Origin of the sequence: Pseudomonas sp. NPDC087615 (genome assembly GCF_044743445.1) — a bacterium.
Taxonomy (GTDB): domain Bacteria; phylum Pseudomonadota; class Gammaproteobacteria; order Pseudomonadales; family Pseudomonadaceae; genus Aquipseudomonas; species Aquipseudomonas baetica_A.
In genome coordinates, this window is record NZ_JBIUWM010000018.1 from 68,918 (window position 1) to 83,490 (window position 14,573).

At 59.3% G+C, this 14,573-nt stretch carries 13 protein-coding genes; 5 read left to right on the plus strand and 8 right to left on the minus strand.

All coding sequences use genetic code 11. From position 1 onward, the window contains the following. Nucleotides 1–2: 2 nt before the first annotated feature. The 4 genes from ACIOU6_RS11505 to ACIOU6_RS11520 form a co-directional block, all read right to left on the minus strand. Nucleotides 3–917 (minus strand): branched-chain amino acid ABC transporter permease LivH, encoded by a 915-nt coding sequence (locus tag ACIOU6_RS11505; protein WP_401136291.1) that lies wholly within the window; start codon nucleotides 915–917, stop codon nucleotides 3–5. A gap of 179 nt (nucleotides 918–1,096) precedes the next feature. Continuing rightward, nucleotides 1,097–2,230, minus strand: a complete 1,134-nt coding sequence (locus ACIOU6_RS11510) for an ABC transporter substrate-binding protein (RefSeq protein ID WP_221733066.1) — start codon at nucleotides 2,228–2,230, stop codon at nucleotides 1,097–1,099. Between the two features lie 368 nt (nucleotides 2,231–2,598). Then, nucleotides 2,599–3,882 (minus strand): NAD(P)/FAD-dependent oxidoreductase, encoded by a 1,284-nt coding sequence (locus ACIOU6_RS11515; RefSeq protein WP_401136294.1) that lies wholly within the window; start codon nucleotides 3,880–3,882, stop codon nucleotides 2,599–2,601. A 159-nt stretch (nucleotides 3,883–4,041) separates the two neighbouring features. Next, nucleotides 4,042–5,532, minus strand: coding sequence for an aldehyde dehydrogenase family protein (locus tag ACIOU6_RS11520; RefSeq protein WP_221733068.1), 1,491 nt, complete (start codon nucleotides 5,530–5,532; stop codon nucleotides 4,042–4,044). 165 nt (nucleotides 5,533–5,697) lie between these two features. Between ACIOU6_RS11520 and ACIOU6_RS11525 the strand changes: the two genes are divergently transcribed. The 3 genes from ACIOU6_RS11525 (at nucleotide 5,698) to nadE (ending at nucleotide 8,774) form a co-directional block, all read left to right on the plus strand. Beyond that, complete coding sequence (locus tag ACIOU6_RS11525) at nucleotides 5,698–6,597, plus strand: LysR family transcriptional regulator (RefSeq protein ID WP_401136297.1); 900 nt, start codon at nucleotides 5,698–5,700, stop codon at nucleotides 6,595–6,597. A gap of 121 nt (nucleotides 6,598–6,718) precedes the next feature. Next, complete coding sequence (pncB, locus tag ACIOU6_RS11530; RefSeq protein ID WP_221733073.1) at nucleotides 6,719–7,942, plus strand: nicotinate phosphoribosyltransferase; 1,224 nt, start codon at nucleotides 6,719–6,721, stop codon at nucleotides 7,940–7,942. Nucleotides 7,943–7,946: 4 nt separating this feature from the next. Further along, nucleotides 7,947–8,774 (plus strand): ammonia-dependent NAD(+) synthetase, encoded by an 828-nt coding sequence (gene nadE / locus ACIOU6_RS11535; protein WP_221733074.1) that lies wholly within the window; start codon nucleotides 7,947–7,949, stop codon nucleotides 8,772–8,774. 110 nt (nucleotides 8,775–8,884) lie between these two features. Here the strand turns inward: nadE and ACIOU6_RS11540 are convergent, their stop codons facing one another. After that, complete coding sequence (locus tag ACIOU6_RS11540; RefSeq protein WP_401136302.1) at nucleotides 8,885–9,178, minus strand: hypothetical protein; 294 nt, start codon at nucleotides 9,176–9,178, stop codon at nucleotides 8,885–8,887. Nucleotides 9,179–9,361: 183 nt separating this feature from the next. After that, nucleotides 9,362–9,808, minus strand: a complete 447-nt coding sequence (gene azu, locus ACIOU6_RS11545; protein ID WP_401136305.1) for an azurin — start codon at nucleotides 9,806–9,808, stop codon at nucleotides 9,362–9,364. 343 nt (nucleotides 9,809–10,151) lie between these two features. On the opposite strand from azu, the gene ACIOU6_RS11550 reads away from it, so the two are divergent. Both ACIOU6_RS11550 and ACIOU6_RS11555 read left to right on the plus strand, forming a co-directional pair. Further along, on the plus strand, nucleotides 10,152–10,739 hold the full coding sequence (locus ACIOU6_RS11550) for a TIGR00730 family Rossman fold protein (protein WP_401136308.1): 588 nt from the start codon (nucleotides 10,152–10,154) through the stop codon (nucleotides 10,737–10,739). 68 nt (nucleotides 10,740–10,807) lie between these two features. Then, nucleotides 10,808–10,987, plus strand: coding sequence for a hypothetical protein (locus ACIOU6_RS11555; protein ID WP_221733077.1), 180 nt, complete (start codon nucleotides 10,808–10,810; stop codon nucleotides 10,985–10,987). 128 nt (nucleotides 10,988–11,115) lie between these two features. Here ACIOU6_RS11555 and ACIOU6_RS11560 read toward each other — a convergent pair whose 3' ends face one another. Continuing rightward, complete coding sequence (locus tag ACIOU6_RS11560) at nucleotides 11,116–12,009, minus strand: transglutaminase family protein (RefSeq protein WP_221733078.1); 894 nt, start codon at nucleotides 12,007–12,009, stop codon at nucleotides 11,116–11,118. Next, nucleotides 12,009–14,495, minus strand: coding sequence for a circularly permuted type 2 ATP-grasp protein (locus ACIOU6_RS11565; protein ID WP_401136312.1), 2,487 nt, complete (start codon nucleotides 14,493–14,495; stop codon nucleotides 12,009–12,011). Before ACIOU6_RS11565 ends, ACIOU6_RS11560 begins: the two co-directional genes overlap by 1 nt. Between the last annotated feature and the right edge of the window lie 78 nt (nucleotides 14,496–14,573).

Genomic DNA, 14,573 nt, shown 5'->3' on the forward strand with positions numbered 1-14,573 from the left:
GCTTACACCTTCGACACAAGAGGACGGCCCAACAGGCCCTGCGGCCGGAAGACCAGAACAAGTACGAGCAGCGAGAAGCTGAACACGTCTTTGTAGTCGGAGTTGACCAGGCCGGAGAACAGCGACTCGGAGATCCCGAGGATGATCCCGCCGAGCATCGCACCGGGCAATGAACCGATCCCGCCAAGCACCGCTGCGGTAAACGCCTTGATGCCAATGATGAAACCGGCATAGAAGTCGAACGTGCCGTAATTCATGGTGATCAGCACGCCGGCCAGCGCCGCCATGGCCGCACCAATGATGAACACATAGGAAATCACCCGGTCGGTGTTGATCCCCAGGATCGAAGCCATCTTGCGGTCTTGTTGGGTCGCGCGGCACATACGACCGAGCTTGGTGTACTTGATCACGTAGGTCAGCAGGCCCATGCCCACGAACGCCGCGACCAGAATGAAGATCTTGGTGTAGGTCAGTTGCACGAAGCCGGTGCCGATGTCGACACGCAAGGCACCGGTCAGCAGGGTCGGCACGCCTTGTTGCTTCGCGCCTTGGGCGATCTGTGCATAGTTTTGCAGGATCAGGGAAATACCGATGGCGCTGATCAGCGGTGCCAGTCGGGTGGAGTTACGCAGGGGTTTGTAGGCAACACGCTCGATGACCCAGCCATAGACCGCCGTGACGACGATGGTGAAGATCAGCGTGCCGAGCATCAGCAGTGGGAAGGATTCAATACCGAAGTAAGCCAGCAGAGCCAGACTGATTGCCGCCAGGTAAGCGGAAATCATGTAAACCTCGCCGTGGGCGAAGTTGATCATGCCGATGATGCCGTAGACCATTGTGTAGCCGATGGCGATCAGGGCATAGACCGACCCGAGGGTCAGGCCGTTGACCAGTTGCTGCAGGAAAATACCATCCATAACGCAATCTCACGCAGTGAGAACCTGCACACCCTGAGGTGCGCGGCTCTTCTAGGAAAAATACAGATTTACGTCGGAGCAATGTCAGAGCGCGATTTACCTATCGCCACCGCCTCCTGTGGGAGCGGGTTTGCTCGCTCCCACAGGGGTTTATGGCGTTCAGTTAATCGCGTCAGCCCTTACTTCTGTTTTTCCAACTGGTGGTATTTGCCGTCCTTGTCCCACTCGTAAACCACGTAGTCGGAGACTTTCAAGTCGCCCTTGGCGTCCCAGGATTTCTCGCCCATGACGGTCTTGACCGGGTTTTTCTTCAGCCATACGGCCGCTTTTTCGCCGTCATTGGACTTGGCGCCGTTGAAGGCGGCAGCCAGGGCTTGTACAGAGGCGTAAGCGTAGAGGGTGTAGCCTTCAGGCTCGGTGCCGGCCTTGCGGAACGCATCGACGACCGCCTTGCTGTCTGGCAGCAGACGCGGGTCGGCGCCGAAGGTCATCAGGACGCCATCGACGAATTGCGGGCCACCGGCGGTGGTCACCAGTTCGTCGGTCACAATGCCGTCGTCGGACATGAACTTGACGTCTTTCAAGCCCTGTTCACGCAGTTGGCGAACCAGAGGACCGGCTTCCGGGTGCAGACCACCGAAGTAGACGACGTCGGCGCCAGCGCCACGGATTTTGGTCACGATGGTGCTGAAGTCTTTTTCGCCCCGGGTCAGGCCCTCGTAAAGAACCGGAGTCACACCGCGTTTGATCAACTGAGCCTTGGTGGCGTCAGCCAGACCTTGGCCGTAGGTGTCCTTGTCGTGCAGAACAACAACTTTTTTACCCTTGAGCACGTCGACAATGTAGTCGCCCGCGACGATGCCCTGCTGGTCGTCACGCCCGCACATACGGAACATGGCGCTCAGGCCGCGCTCGGTCACTTGCGGGTTGGTGGAGCCCGGGGTGATCGCAATAATGCCGGCTTCGTCGTAGATTTCCGACGCTGGAATGGTCGAAGAGGAGCAGAAGTGACCGACCACGCCGGCGACTTTCTGGTTGGTGAGGTCCTTGGCGACCGTCACAGCCTGCTTCGGTTCGCAGGCGTCATCGCCCTTGACCAGAACGATTTTCTCCCCGTTGACGCCACCTGCCGCGTTGACCGCATCGGCCGCCGCCTGGGCCCCCTTCATGTACTGCTCGCCAAATGCCGCGTTGGCGCCCGTCATTGGACCCGCTACGCCGATTTTGATGTCAGCCTGAGCAAACGCAGAAACACCCAACGCAGTAGCGACTGCGAGGGCCAGAAAGCCTTTCTTGTAAAACGTCTGGGACATGAGGTGGTGCTCCAAGGTTTTTTTTAGTTGGCACTGCGACTTCATTTCACTGAATGCTCAGAGCAAGGGCCGTGCCATCGGTTTTTTATTCTTCAAAAAGTCGCTGCTTTCTTGTTATTTCGACTGTTTCGTTCCCATTTTCATTGGGCGTGCAACCGTCTAAACCGCGGAAGGTAAAACCTTTTAAAATTTCAGGCGCAACCCGCATGCGCCATCATTGCAACCGCGGCACCAAACGACGTGCAACCAGCCTGTAACCGCTCGCGTCACCGAACTGCACACTGCTGGTGCGGGACTGCTACAACCCGCACCATTACAGGCTAGTCGCTACGCGCAAAAGCGCCGCGTTACGCAACATCTTTCAACATTCAAATGACAATGCGCAGGCACTGGCCCGCGTGATACAGCGAGAATCCGGCCTCGTACAGGCAACTGCGCAAACCCACGCCAGACAGGGGCTGCATCGGTGCAAAGGGAATCGGCAGGGCTTGAGGATTACCGTTACACAAATAGTCGGCGAAGGCTTTCCCGACCACCGTGCCCGTGGTCACACCCCGGCCGTTGTAACCGGTGACGGCCACCAGTCCCGGTGCCGGCTCGAACAGACGCATCAAGTGATCGGGCGTAAAAGCGATGCGCCCGGTCCAGGTGCACTCCCACTCGACCGGCTTCAGATTGGGGAAGTAATGCTGCTGCACCCGGTCGGCCCAGGCCTTGAGGAACCAGGTCGGTTTCTGATTGCCGTTGCCCAGGCTACCGAGCAATAACCGCCCGTCTTTGTCGCGGCGGATGCTGCTCAGCACCTGGCGGGTATCCCACGAACCTTGCCCACCGGGAAGGATTTCCTGCGCGGCGTCTTCGCTCAAAGGCACCGAGGCGACCTGATAGTAGTAACCGGGGAAGAAGTTGCGTTTGAGCTCGGTCCAGTCGCCTTCGGTGTAGGCGTTGGAGGCGATGACAACCTGCTCAGCCAGCACCGCCCCCTGTTCGGTCTGCACCGACCATTTGGGGCCCACACGCTCGAGACGAGTGACCGGGGAGTGATCGAACATCTGCCCGCCGAGCCCCATCACCGCATTCGCCAGCCCGGTGACATAGGCCATCGGGTTGAGGGTTCCTGCGCGCCGGTCGAGCAACGCAGCAGCAATCTTTTGTGTGCCGGTGGCTTGCTCGCAAGCCTTGCCGGTCAGCAATTCGACGGGGGCACCACGGCGTTTCCATTGTTGCTCACGACTGCGCAGATCCGCCTCGCCCTTGGCGTTGTGGGCCATGTGCAGGGTGCCTTCGCGGCGCAACTGGCAATCGATGTTGTACTTATCCACAAGGCTGAACACCAGCGCCGGCGCCGCACCGAGCATGCGGTTGAGCTGGCTGCCAACGGCTTCGCCGAACCCGGCTTCGATCTCGTCCGGCGGGATCCACATACCGGCGTTGACCAATCCGACGTTGCGCCCGGAACCGCCGTGACCGGCGCGATGGGCTTCCAGCACGCAAACGCTTTTGCCTTTCTCCAACAGATGCAGCGCCGCCGACAACCCGGTAAACCCGGCACCGATCACGCAGACATCGACGTTGACCTCGCCCTTGAGCACCGTGTTATCGGGCCTTTGCGGCGTGAGTTTTTCCCACAGACACTCTTCACGTAACGGCATTGCCAGACTCCAACAGAAACCTAACAAACACACTGTTCAACAATGTGGGAGCGGGCTTGCTCGCGAAAGCGGTATATCAGACAACGTCCAAGTCGACTGACCCGACACCTTCGCGAGCAAGCCCGCTCCCACAAGGGGTTATCCATCTGACTGAAGGTATCAGTCGAAGGTGATGCCCTGCGCCAACGGCAATTCCAGCGAGTAGTTCACGGTATTAGTCTGGCGACGCATGTACGCGCGCCATGCATCCGAGCCCGACTCACGACCACCGCCGGTCTCTTTCTCGCCACCAAACGCGCCGCCGATTTCCGCGCCGCTCGGGCCGATGTTGACGTTGGCGATGCCGCAGTCACTGCCGACTGCCGACATGAACTGCTCGGCCTCACGCACGTCAGTGGTGAAAATGCACGACGACAGACCTTGTGGCACCGCGTTGTTCAAACGCAGCGCTTCCTGGAAATCGCTGTAGCCAACCACGTACAAGATCGGCGCGAAGGTTTCGCTGCACACCACATCACTCTGCTCCGGCATTTCAACGATGGCCGGCGAGACGTAGTAGGCGTTGGGGAATTGATCCTCCAGTTGACGCTTGCCGCCAAACACGCGACCGCCCTCGCTCAATGCCTGCTCCAGCGCATCCTGCATGTTCTCGAAACTGTGCTTGTCGATCAGCGGGCCCACCAGATTGCCTTCCAGCGGATGACCGATGCGCACTTTGGCGTAAGCCGCTTTGAGGCGGGTGACGATTTCTTCTTTGACCGATTCGTGGGCGATCAAGCGACGCAACGTGGTGCAACGCTGACCGGCGGTGCCCACCGCGCTGAACAGAATCGCGCGCACCGCCATGTCCAGATCAGCGCTTGGGCCGAGGATCATCGCGTTGTTGCCGCCCAGTTCAAGGATGCTGCGGGCGAATCGAGCAGCGACTTTCGGCGCCACTTCGCGGCCCATGCGCGTGCTACCGGTGGCGCTGATCAGCGCCACACGCGGGTCGTCGACAAGGGCTTCACCGGCGTCACGGCCACCTATGATCACTTGGCAGAGATTGGCCGGAGCATCTGTGAAATTCTTCACGACGCGATCAAACAGTGCCTGGCAAGCCAGTGCCGTCAGCGGGGTTTTCTCCGACGGTTTCCACACCACCGGGTTACCGCAGACCAGCGCCAGCGTGGTGTTCCACGCCCACACTGCGACCGGGAAGTTGAACGCACTGATCACCCCGACCACGCCCAGCGGATGCCAGGTTTCACGCATGTGGTGGCCCGGGCGCTCGGAAGCAATGGTCAAACCGTATAACTGGCGCGACAGACCGACGGCGAAGTCGCAGATGTCGATCATCTCCTGCACTTCACCCAGGCCTTCCTGAGTAATCTTGCCGGCTTCCCACGACACCAGTTCGCCAAGATCGGTTTTGTATTCACGCAGCACTTCGCCGAATTGACGCACCAGTTCACCGCGACGCGGCGCCGGCACCTTACGCCACGCCTCGAACGCATGATCTGCGCGACTGATGTGCTGCTCGACTTCGGCCGCACCTTCCCAGTTCACGGCGGCAATCTGGCTGCCGTCGATCGGCGAATGCACCGGCACTTTGCCGTTCTGATAAAGGGCCGGGTTTACACCAAGACGATCAAGCAATGCGGCAACCATGGGTCACTCCTCAAGCAAAAAACTGAATGTGTGCGGCCGCTTTTTCACGACCGGGCAGGCCTTTAGTTGTAGCGTCCCAAAGGCAAGGCAACAAACGACCTTTACGCGAGATATCATTCCGTTTATTCATGCCAGGCATAGAAAGACAAGAAAAAGGGATCACCCATGCTGAACAAACGCCACTTGCCATCGATCACCGCGTTGCAGTGCTTCGAGGCCGTGACCCGGCACTTGAGTTTCACCCGCGCCGCCGAGGAGCTGAACCTGACGCAGAGCGCTGTCAGCAAACAGGTCGCGCAGCTTGAGGAACTGTTGCAGCACTTGTTGTTTCGTCGCGTGCGTCGCCGTTTGCAGATGACGCCCGCCGGGGATTTGTACTTGGTCGAAGTCAGAAAAATCCTCACACAGGTGGAAATGTCGACCCATTACCTGCGCTCCTACGGCGGTGAGACCGAAGTCCTGCGCGTCTCGACGCCATCGACCTTCGGCGCTCGCTGGCTGGTGCCGCGCCTGAAGGGCTGGCGTTTGCGCCATCCGTCGATTCATCTGGATCTGTGCAACGAGCAGGAAGCCGATGATTTGCTGCAAGGGCGCAGTGATCTGGCGTTCTATTTCGGTCAGGGTTCGCGGCCCGGCACTGAATGCCTGAAGCTGTTCGGCGAAGAGTTGGTACCGGTCTGCGCGCCCGGCAGCCTGCCGAAAACACCGTTTACTGACCCGACGCAACTCACCGATCTGGTGCTGCTGCAAAATGCGTCGCGCCCACAGGCCTGGCACGACTGGTTCGACAGTCAGGGCCATCAGACCGAACACAGCTACCACGGCCCGCGTTTCGAAACCTTTTATATGTGCATCCGCGCCGCACAAGTTGGCTGCGGTGTGGCGTTGTTGCCACGGTTTCTGGTGGAAGAGGAATTGGCCGACGGCAAACTGGTCATTCCCTGGCAGCATGCAATGCCCAGCACCGACGCCTATTACCTGGCCTACCCGGAACACTCGGCGGAAGTGCCCAAGGTCCGCGATTTTGTGAAGTGGATGCTGGAACAGATCGATAGCCCAGGCTGAAACCCTCGCCACACTTGATTTCACTCAGCGCAAAAATCGCTAGCAATACCTGCCTTTGATATGCGCCACTAGCGCCACTGATTGAGCCCGCGCAACGGCGCGGCGTACCTGGAGACCCGCTATGAGCGAGAGTGTGTTTGCCGATCGCATCGTGCAGAACCTGCTCGACACCGACTTCTACAAACTGACCATGATGCAGGCGGTGCTGCACAACTATCCCAACGTCGAAGTCGAATGGGAGTTCCGTTGCCGTAACAGTGAGGATCTGCGCCCGTATCTGGCGGAAATTCGCTATCAGATCGAGCGTTTGGCCGAGCTGAGCCTGAGCGCCGATCAACTGAGTTTCCTTGAGCGCATCTCCTTCCTTAAACCGGATTTCCTGCGTTTTCTCGGGCTGTTCCGCTTCAACCTGCGTTATGTGCACACCGGCATCGAGAACGGCGAGCTGTTCATCCGCCTGCGTGGGCCCTGGCTGCATGTGATCCTTTACGAAGTGCCCCTGCTGGCCATCGTCAGCGAAGTGCGCAACCGCTATCGCTACCGCGAAACCGTGCTCGAACAAGCGCGTGAGCAGCTCTACCGCAAGTTCGACTGGCTGACCGCCAACGCCTCGGCAGACGAACTGGCGCAATTGCAGGTGGCGGATTTCGGCACCCGTCGCCGCTTCTCGTACCGCGTGCAGGAAGAAGTGGTGAACGTGCTCAAGCACGATTTCCCCGGGCGTTTCGTCGGCACCAGCAACGTGCACCTGTCCCGCGAACTGGACATGAAGCCGCTAGGCACCATGGCCCACGAATGGATCATGGCGCACCAGCAACTCGGCCCGCGGCTGATCGACAGCCAGATTGCCGCCCTCGACTGCTGGGTGCGCGAGTACCGTGGCCTGCTGGGGATCGCCCTCACCGACTGCATCACCACCGATGCCTTCCTCGGTGACTTCGACCTGTTCTTTGCCAAGCTTTTCGACGGTTTGCGCCACGATTCCGGAGATCCCGTGGTGTGGGGCGAAAAGTGCATCGCCCATTACCACAAGCTCGGTATCGACCCGATGAGCAAGACGCTGGTGTTCTCCGACAGCCTGACACTGCCCAAGTCGCTGGAGATATTCCGCGCGCTGCACGGTCGGATCAACGTGAGCTTCGGCATCGGTACCAACCTGACCTGTGACATTCCGGGTGTTGAACCGATGAGCATCGTGCTTAAAATGACCGCCTGCAACGGCCAACCGGTGGCGAAGATCTCCGACGAGCCAGGCAAGTCGCAATGCAAAGACCCGAATTTCGTCGCCTATTTGCGACATGTTTTCCAGGTTCCTGCCGATTCCAGTCCATCTAGCAAGGAGTGAATTCATGCAAGCCGTACAGCGTGAGATTGCTGAACAGCTCAAGGTCCAGCCGCCGTTCGCCAACCACCAAGCCCTTGAGGCCGAAGTTGCCCGGCGCATCACCTTTATCCAGGATTGCCTGACCCATTCCGGACTCAAGACCCTGGTGCTGGGCATCAGCGGCGGTGTCGACTCGTTGACCGCCGGTTTGTTGGCCCAGCGCGCCATGCGTGAACTGCGTGAGCGCAGTGGCGACAACCGCTACAAGTTCATCGCCGTGCGCCTGCCGTACGAAACCCAGTTCGACGAACACGATGCCCAAGCCTCGGTGGATTTCATCGCCCCGGACGAGCGCCACACGGTCAATATCGGGCCGGCGGTAAAGTCGCTGGCCAGTGAAGTCGCGGCGTTTGAAGGCAAACACGCGGTGTCGGTGGATTTCGTCCTCGGCAACACCAAAGCGCGGATGAGGATGGTGGCTCAGTACACCATCGCTGGCGCGGCGCAGGGGCTGGTGATCGGCACTGACCATGCGGCGGAAGCAGTGATGGGTTTCTTCACCAAGTTCGGCGACGGTGCCTGCGACCTGGCACCGCTCAGCGGTTTGGTAAAAAACCAGGTGCGCGCGATTGCCCGCCACTTTGGTGCACCGGAGTCGCTGGTTGAGAAGGTTCCGACTGCGGATCTGGAGGACCTGTCGCCGGGCAAGCCGGACGAAGCGTCCCACGGCGTGACGTATGCCGAGATCGATGCCTTCCTGCATGGCGAGGCGGTGCGTCAGGAAGCGTTCGACATCATTGTCGCGACCTACAACAAGACCCATCACAAACGGGTCATGCCGTTTGCGCCTTGATGTCTTGATGTCTTGATGTCTTGAGTATCAGTGAGGCGCTTGTTAAGAGCGCCTCACCTAGTACAGGATAGAAAGCTCGCTTCGATGACAAAAGCCATCACTGAACGCTGTCACACGATATATAAAATCCAGCTCTGCGAACGCTTTCCGTCAACCACCGCTTCAAGGTAACGCTCGCCCACCGGCAGGTTTTTAAGCGTAGCCCCCCATCCCCCTGTAGGATCCGTGGTCACTTTCTCACGGAAGAGAAAATCATCTTCAATGGTTACCTCCGCTTGACGATAGGCTTTCCCATAGACAATCAGTGTCCGATCAGAGGTTTTACCCCCCCGCTCAATCAGATTGCCCTTCGAATCCGTGACTTTGGTAATTTCCAGCTGATTGACTTCAACGTTATCGGTCATGGCCTTCTCCTTCTTTCTCATGTCGCACGACAAGCGCGACGCCTGGAGATTTGAACCTCGAAGTAAAACTGCGTCTACTGTCAGAACTAACAGGTTCAGTGCAGAACCCGACAAACGGTTCAGACATAAAAAAGCCGCTGTAGCGAACTACAGCGGCTCTTTGCTGACAGGTATCTCTGCAATTTACTTCAGGGTCAGGGTGCCTTTCATCATCGAGATGTGGCCCGGGAACGAGCAGAAGAAGCCGTAATCGGTGCCGGCAGCCAGTTTCGATACATCGAAGGTCAGCGAGTCTTTCTCGCCAGCGCCAATGATCTTGGTGTGCGCGATCACGCGATCATCACCGTCTTTCAGGTAGTTTTTGTCGATGCCAGCCGCCAAGCCGTCGGTAGCGATCGGCTGCATGTCGGCCGCTTTGCTGATGACCAGGTTATGGCCCATCACGTTCTTCGGCAGGCTACCGGAGTGAGTCAGCTCGACGGTGAACGTCTTGCAGCTCTTGTCGATCACGATTTCCTTGGTGTTGAAGGACATCTGATCGGTGGAGTCAACGGTGGTTTTGCACTCGGCAGCCATCAATTGGCTGCTGGCCAGCGCCAGCAGGGATACCGCAACAACTTTGGAAAACATGGTGAATCTCCAAGGCAGGGTTAACAAAAACACTAATGGTTGGAAGACTGCCTGAAATCTTCGCAAGTTCCTATGACTTGAGTCAAAAATTGTATACAACTTTCAGGCTATGACACTCATCAAGACAATCTAACGGCCAGATCAGCCGACAAAACCTATGATCGGCCCATCTCATTGATACGGAGCGCCAGTCATGATCTTTAACAGCCTGTTGTGCAGCTTGCTTGCCGCGTATGCCTGTGGTGCCAGTGGCACCTGCGAAACGCCCCAGCGCGAAGTTTAGACCTTGGAGCGAGGCGTGCCAGCCATTACCCTGTGCGACTGATCGCCCCAGGAGAAAGGCATGTCCCTGAAATCCGTTTGTGTGTTTTGCGTTGCCAATGCTGGCACTGATCCGGCTTACACCGAAGCCGCCGTCGCCCTTGGTCGGGCGCTGGCCGAACGCAAGTTGACCTTGGTCTACGGCGGTGGCGCCGTCGGTTTGATGGGCATCGTCGCCGATGCAGCGCTGGCCGCCGGCGGCGAAGTCATTGGGATCATTCCGCAAAGCCTGATGGACAAGGAGATCGGCCACAAAAGCCTGACTCGCCTTGAAGTCGTCGATGGCATGCACGCCCGCAAGGCACGCATGGCTGAGCTGAGCGACGCGTTTATCGCCCTGCCCGGCGGCCTCGGCACGCTGGAAGAGCTGTTTGAAGTCTGGACCTGGGGCCAACTCGGCTACCACGGCAAACCGCTGGGCCTGCTGGAAGTGAACGGCTTTTACAGCAAACTCACTGCATTTCTCGACCACATCGTCGGCGAAGGCTTCGTTCGCGGGCCACACCGTGACATGCTGCAAGTGAGCGAATCGCCGCAAACACTGCTCGATTCCCTGGATAACTGGAGGCCGACCGTCACGCCAAAGTGGGTCGACCAAAAACCCGGCTAACTGCCAGGCACCGATACAGGGCAGAATACGCGCCGCTCAACCTCACCTTCGACCCCAGAGGATCGCCCATGGCCAAACCCAATTACTCCTTCGCCAAACGTCAACGAGACCTGGAAAAGGAAAAGAAGAAAGAGGAAAAGCTTCAGCGCAAGAAACAATCAGCTGAAGACGCGGCACTGAACCCTGACGGTGAAGTGGCGACAGATGATGCTGTTGATGCACCGAAAGATCAGGCGCCTGACGCCTGAGCCGTTTGCGCAATCCTTGAACAGAGTCCCTGTGGGAGCAGGCTTGCTCGCGAAAGCGTCGTGACATTCACCCCTGAATGTCACTGAGAAATTGCCTTCGCGAGCAAGCCCGCTCGCACATTTGATTGTTATGACTCCAGTGGCATAACCGTGACCCGCACATCCGGATCATGGCTCCCCCCGCCCAGAATCACCCCCCGCAATGGCGACACATCGGAAAAATCCCGCCCCCACGCCAACGTAATGTGCTCCAGCGCAGGCTGCACGTTGTTGGTCGGATCGAAATCCACCCACCCCAGTACCGGACAGAACACCGAAACCCAGGCATGCGACGCATCGGCGCCGATCAACCGTGGCTGCCCTGGAGGCGGCTGGGTCAACAGGTACCCGCTGACGTAACGCGCCGCCAATCCGCGTGAACGCACGCACGCCAGCATCAGATGAGCGAAGTCCTGACAAACCCCACGTCGCCGCTCCAGCACTTGCACCAGCGGCGTCGCCACCTGCGTCGCCTCGGCATCGAAGGTGAATTCGCTGAAAATCTTCTGCATCAGATCCTGCACGCCCAGCAGCAAAGACCGGCCTGGCGGGAAACAGCTTTGGGAGAACTCGACGAAGCTGCGCTTGAGATGCACATACGGTGACTGGAATCGATAACGACACGCCTCAAGCAGGTCGGCGGGCAGCGGCTGGCTGCTGTAGGTCAGCGCATTGCGCGTCAGCTCCCACGCCGGGGATTGATTGAAATCCAGTACTGGTCGCGCCAGCACTTCAACCGTGAGCCGGGCATTGACCTGCAATTCATCGTGGGGCCGCTCGAACGCCAGTCGGGTCAATGGATTGCCGAACACATCCTGTTCATCACGACGCGCGGTCGGCTCTGGACTGATCAACAATTGCTGTTCGGTGCAGCGCTGCCAGGCGCACTCACGCGGCCACAGGTGCGCCAGTTGTTGCGCAAGGGACACCGGGCTGTCGTAGTGATAACAGGTGTCGTGGAAGATCTGGTAATGCGCGTTCATCAGACGGACACCGTGCGCTGGCTGACATCATCGACATGGGCGAAATGGCGCAGGGCCAGACGATCCGATACTTGCCCGCTGGCGTCGGCGATCGCTTGCAACAGATCCGCCAGACCATCAAGCGCCGACCGCACGCTGGACTCACCAAACAACGGATTCTCCAGACAGCCCAGATCAAAACGCCCCAGGCGCTCGACCAGTTGTGCCAGCCCGGCCTCCCTTGGCACACCGAAATCATCGTTCAGGCGTTTCAACGTGCGGGTCACCAGTTTCAACTGGAACAACACCGCGTGCGGGTTCTGCTCATCAAGCAGTAACAGGTCGAGCACAGGAATCAACTGCGCCACCGCCAGGTAGCGAGAGCGATAAGTGATGCTGCTGTTACCCAGCTCCAGCAACCATTCAAGTCCCGCCTGATCGAACGCCCCTGCGCCACGCAGAAACGCCGCCAGGCTGCTGCTCAGAAATTGCAGACGCTCGATGCGCCGGCCGATCATCAGAAAGCGCCAGCCTTCATCACGGGTCATGTCGTCCAGCGCAAACCCGGACAGCGCCGCGAGCGACATCACCAGACGATTGAGGAAATCCAGCAACTCGCCGAAGTCCGGCTCGTCGGTATCCAGTTCCGTGGCTTCACGCTGCAATTCCACCAGCGCTTGCCAGTTTTCCCGCGAGAGCTTGCCGCGCACCTGCGAAGCGGCCCACTGTAGGCGTTGCAAGTTGGAACGCAGGCTGAACGACCAGTCCTCGCCGAGCAACGCAGCCAGCAAGCGCTCTGGCAGCTCACCTTCGTCCGGCAACAGCGCCAGTCGCTCGCCGAGGTCGACCGCTGCCAGCAAGGCTTGCGGGTCATCGCCGTCGACGTAACGCGCCAGCATGATCCGCAGCAGTCGCGCACTGTCGTCGCAACGCTCGCAGTAGCGGCCAAACCAGAACAGGTTTTCCACCACCCGCGACGGCAGGTAAGGGTCGCGTCGCACCAGATCGTGTACACCGACGTTGCGTTGAGTCTTCCATTGCTCGCCGCTTGGCGCTCGATCACCCAGCACCCAGGTGTCCTTGCTCGCCCCGCCGCGCTGCATCGATACCACTTCGGCATCGGCGTCGGCCGCCACTCGGGTCAGACCACCCGGCAGCACCCGATACCCGTCACTACCGGCCACGGCGTACATGCGCATCCCGATGGCGCGGGGCTGCAACTGGCCGTCTTCGGCTTGCCAGATCGGTGCCTGGGACAACTGGGCCAATTCTTGCGCTACATAGGCGTAAGGCCGTGCCTGCATGCGCTCGGACAAGCTCTTGCGCTGCTTTTCACTCAGATCACGGCCAAATACCGGTGCAAAACTTTGCGAGGGAAAGGCCGGTTTGATCAACAATTCCGGCAGTTTTTCCAAAGCCTGGGCCAACACCGGCGCTTCACCGCACCACCAGGTCGCGATGGATGGCAGGATCAGTTCTTCGCCAAACAGGTATTGGTTGATCTTCGGCAAAAACCCCAGCAACCCCGGGGACTCCAGCACGCCGCTGCCGAGCGCATTGGCGACCAGCACCCGGCCCTGACGCACCGCCTCAAGCAGCCCCGGAACACCGAGTGCAGAATCCGTGCGCAGCTCCAGTGGATCGCAGAAGTCATCATCGAGCCGACGCATGATCGCGTGCACCCGGCGCAAACCGCTGAGGGTTTTCAGGTACACCGTGGCATCGCGCACCGTCAGGTCGCCGCCCTCGACCAAGGGATAGCCAAGCTGGCGGGCCAGATACAAATGTTCGAAATAGCTTTCGTTGAAGCGCCCCGGCGTGAGCAAAACCACCAGCGGTGCGTCGTCATCGCAAGGCGCCTGACGAGCCAGGGTTTCTTGCAGGGTGCGGAAGAAACCGGCCAGATGCCGCACCTTGAGATCGCGGTACAACTCGGGAAACGCCCGCGACACGATGGTGCGGTTTTCCAACGCATAACCGGCGCCGGACGGCGCCTGAGTGCGATCCGCCGTGACCCACCAGCGACCGTCCGGGGTGCGCGCCAGATCCACGGCGTACAGATGCATAAAGGCTTGCTCCGGCAGCGTGATGCCCTGACACGGCCAGAGAAAATTGTTGTGCCCGAACACCAGTTCCGCCGGCAGCAGGCCTTCACTGATCAACCGTTGCGGGCCGTACAGATCCGCCAGCACTGCATTGAGCAGTCGCGCACGCTGAGCGATCCCCGCCGACAATTGCTGCCACTCATCAGCAGCGATCACGTTCGGCAGCAGGTCCAGCTCCCACGGGCGATCAGCCCCTTTGGGGTCGGCATAGACGTTGTAAGTCACGCCGTTTTCCTGAATCTGCCGGGCCAGCAAAGCCTGACGCTGCAGCAATAGCGCCGGACTGCTGCGCTGCAATTGGTCGAACAGGCGTTGCCAGTGCGGGCGCACCGCACCACTGCCATCAAGCAGTTCGTGATAGGTGCCCGCCGTCAGCGGGTAGCGGTCTAGCAGGTCAGGCATGGAAAGCTCGGCAGACAGCAAGGAACGGTCAGACTAACGCAGGCACATGACGCCCGGATATACGAAAAATCCGGGCGT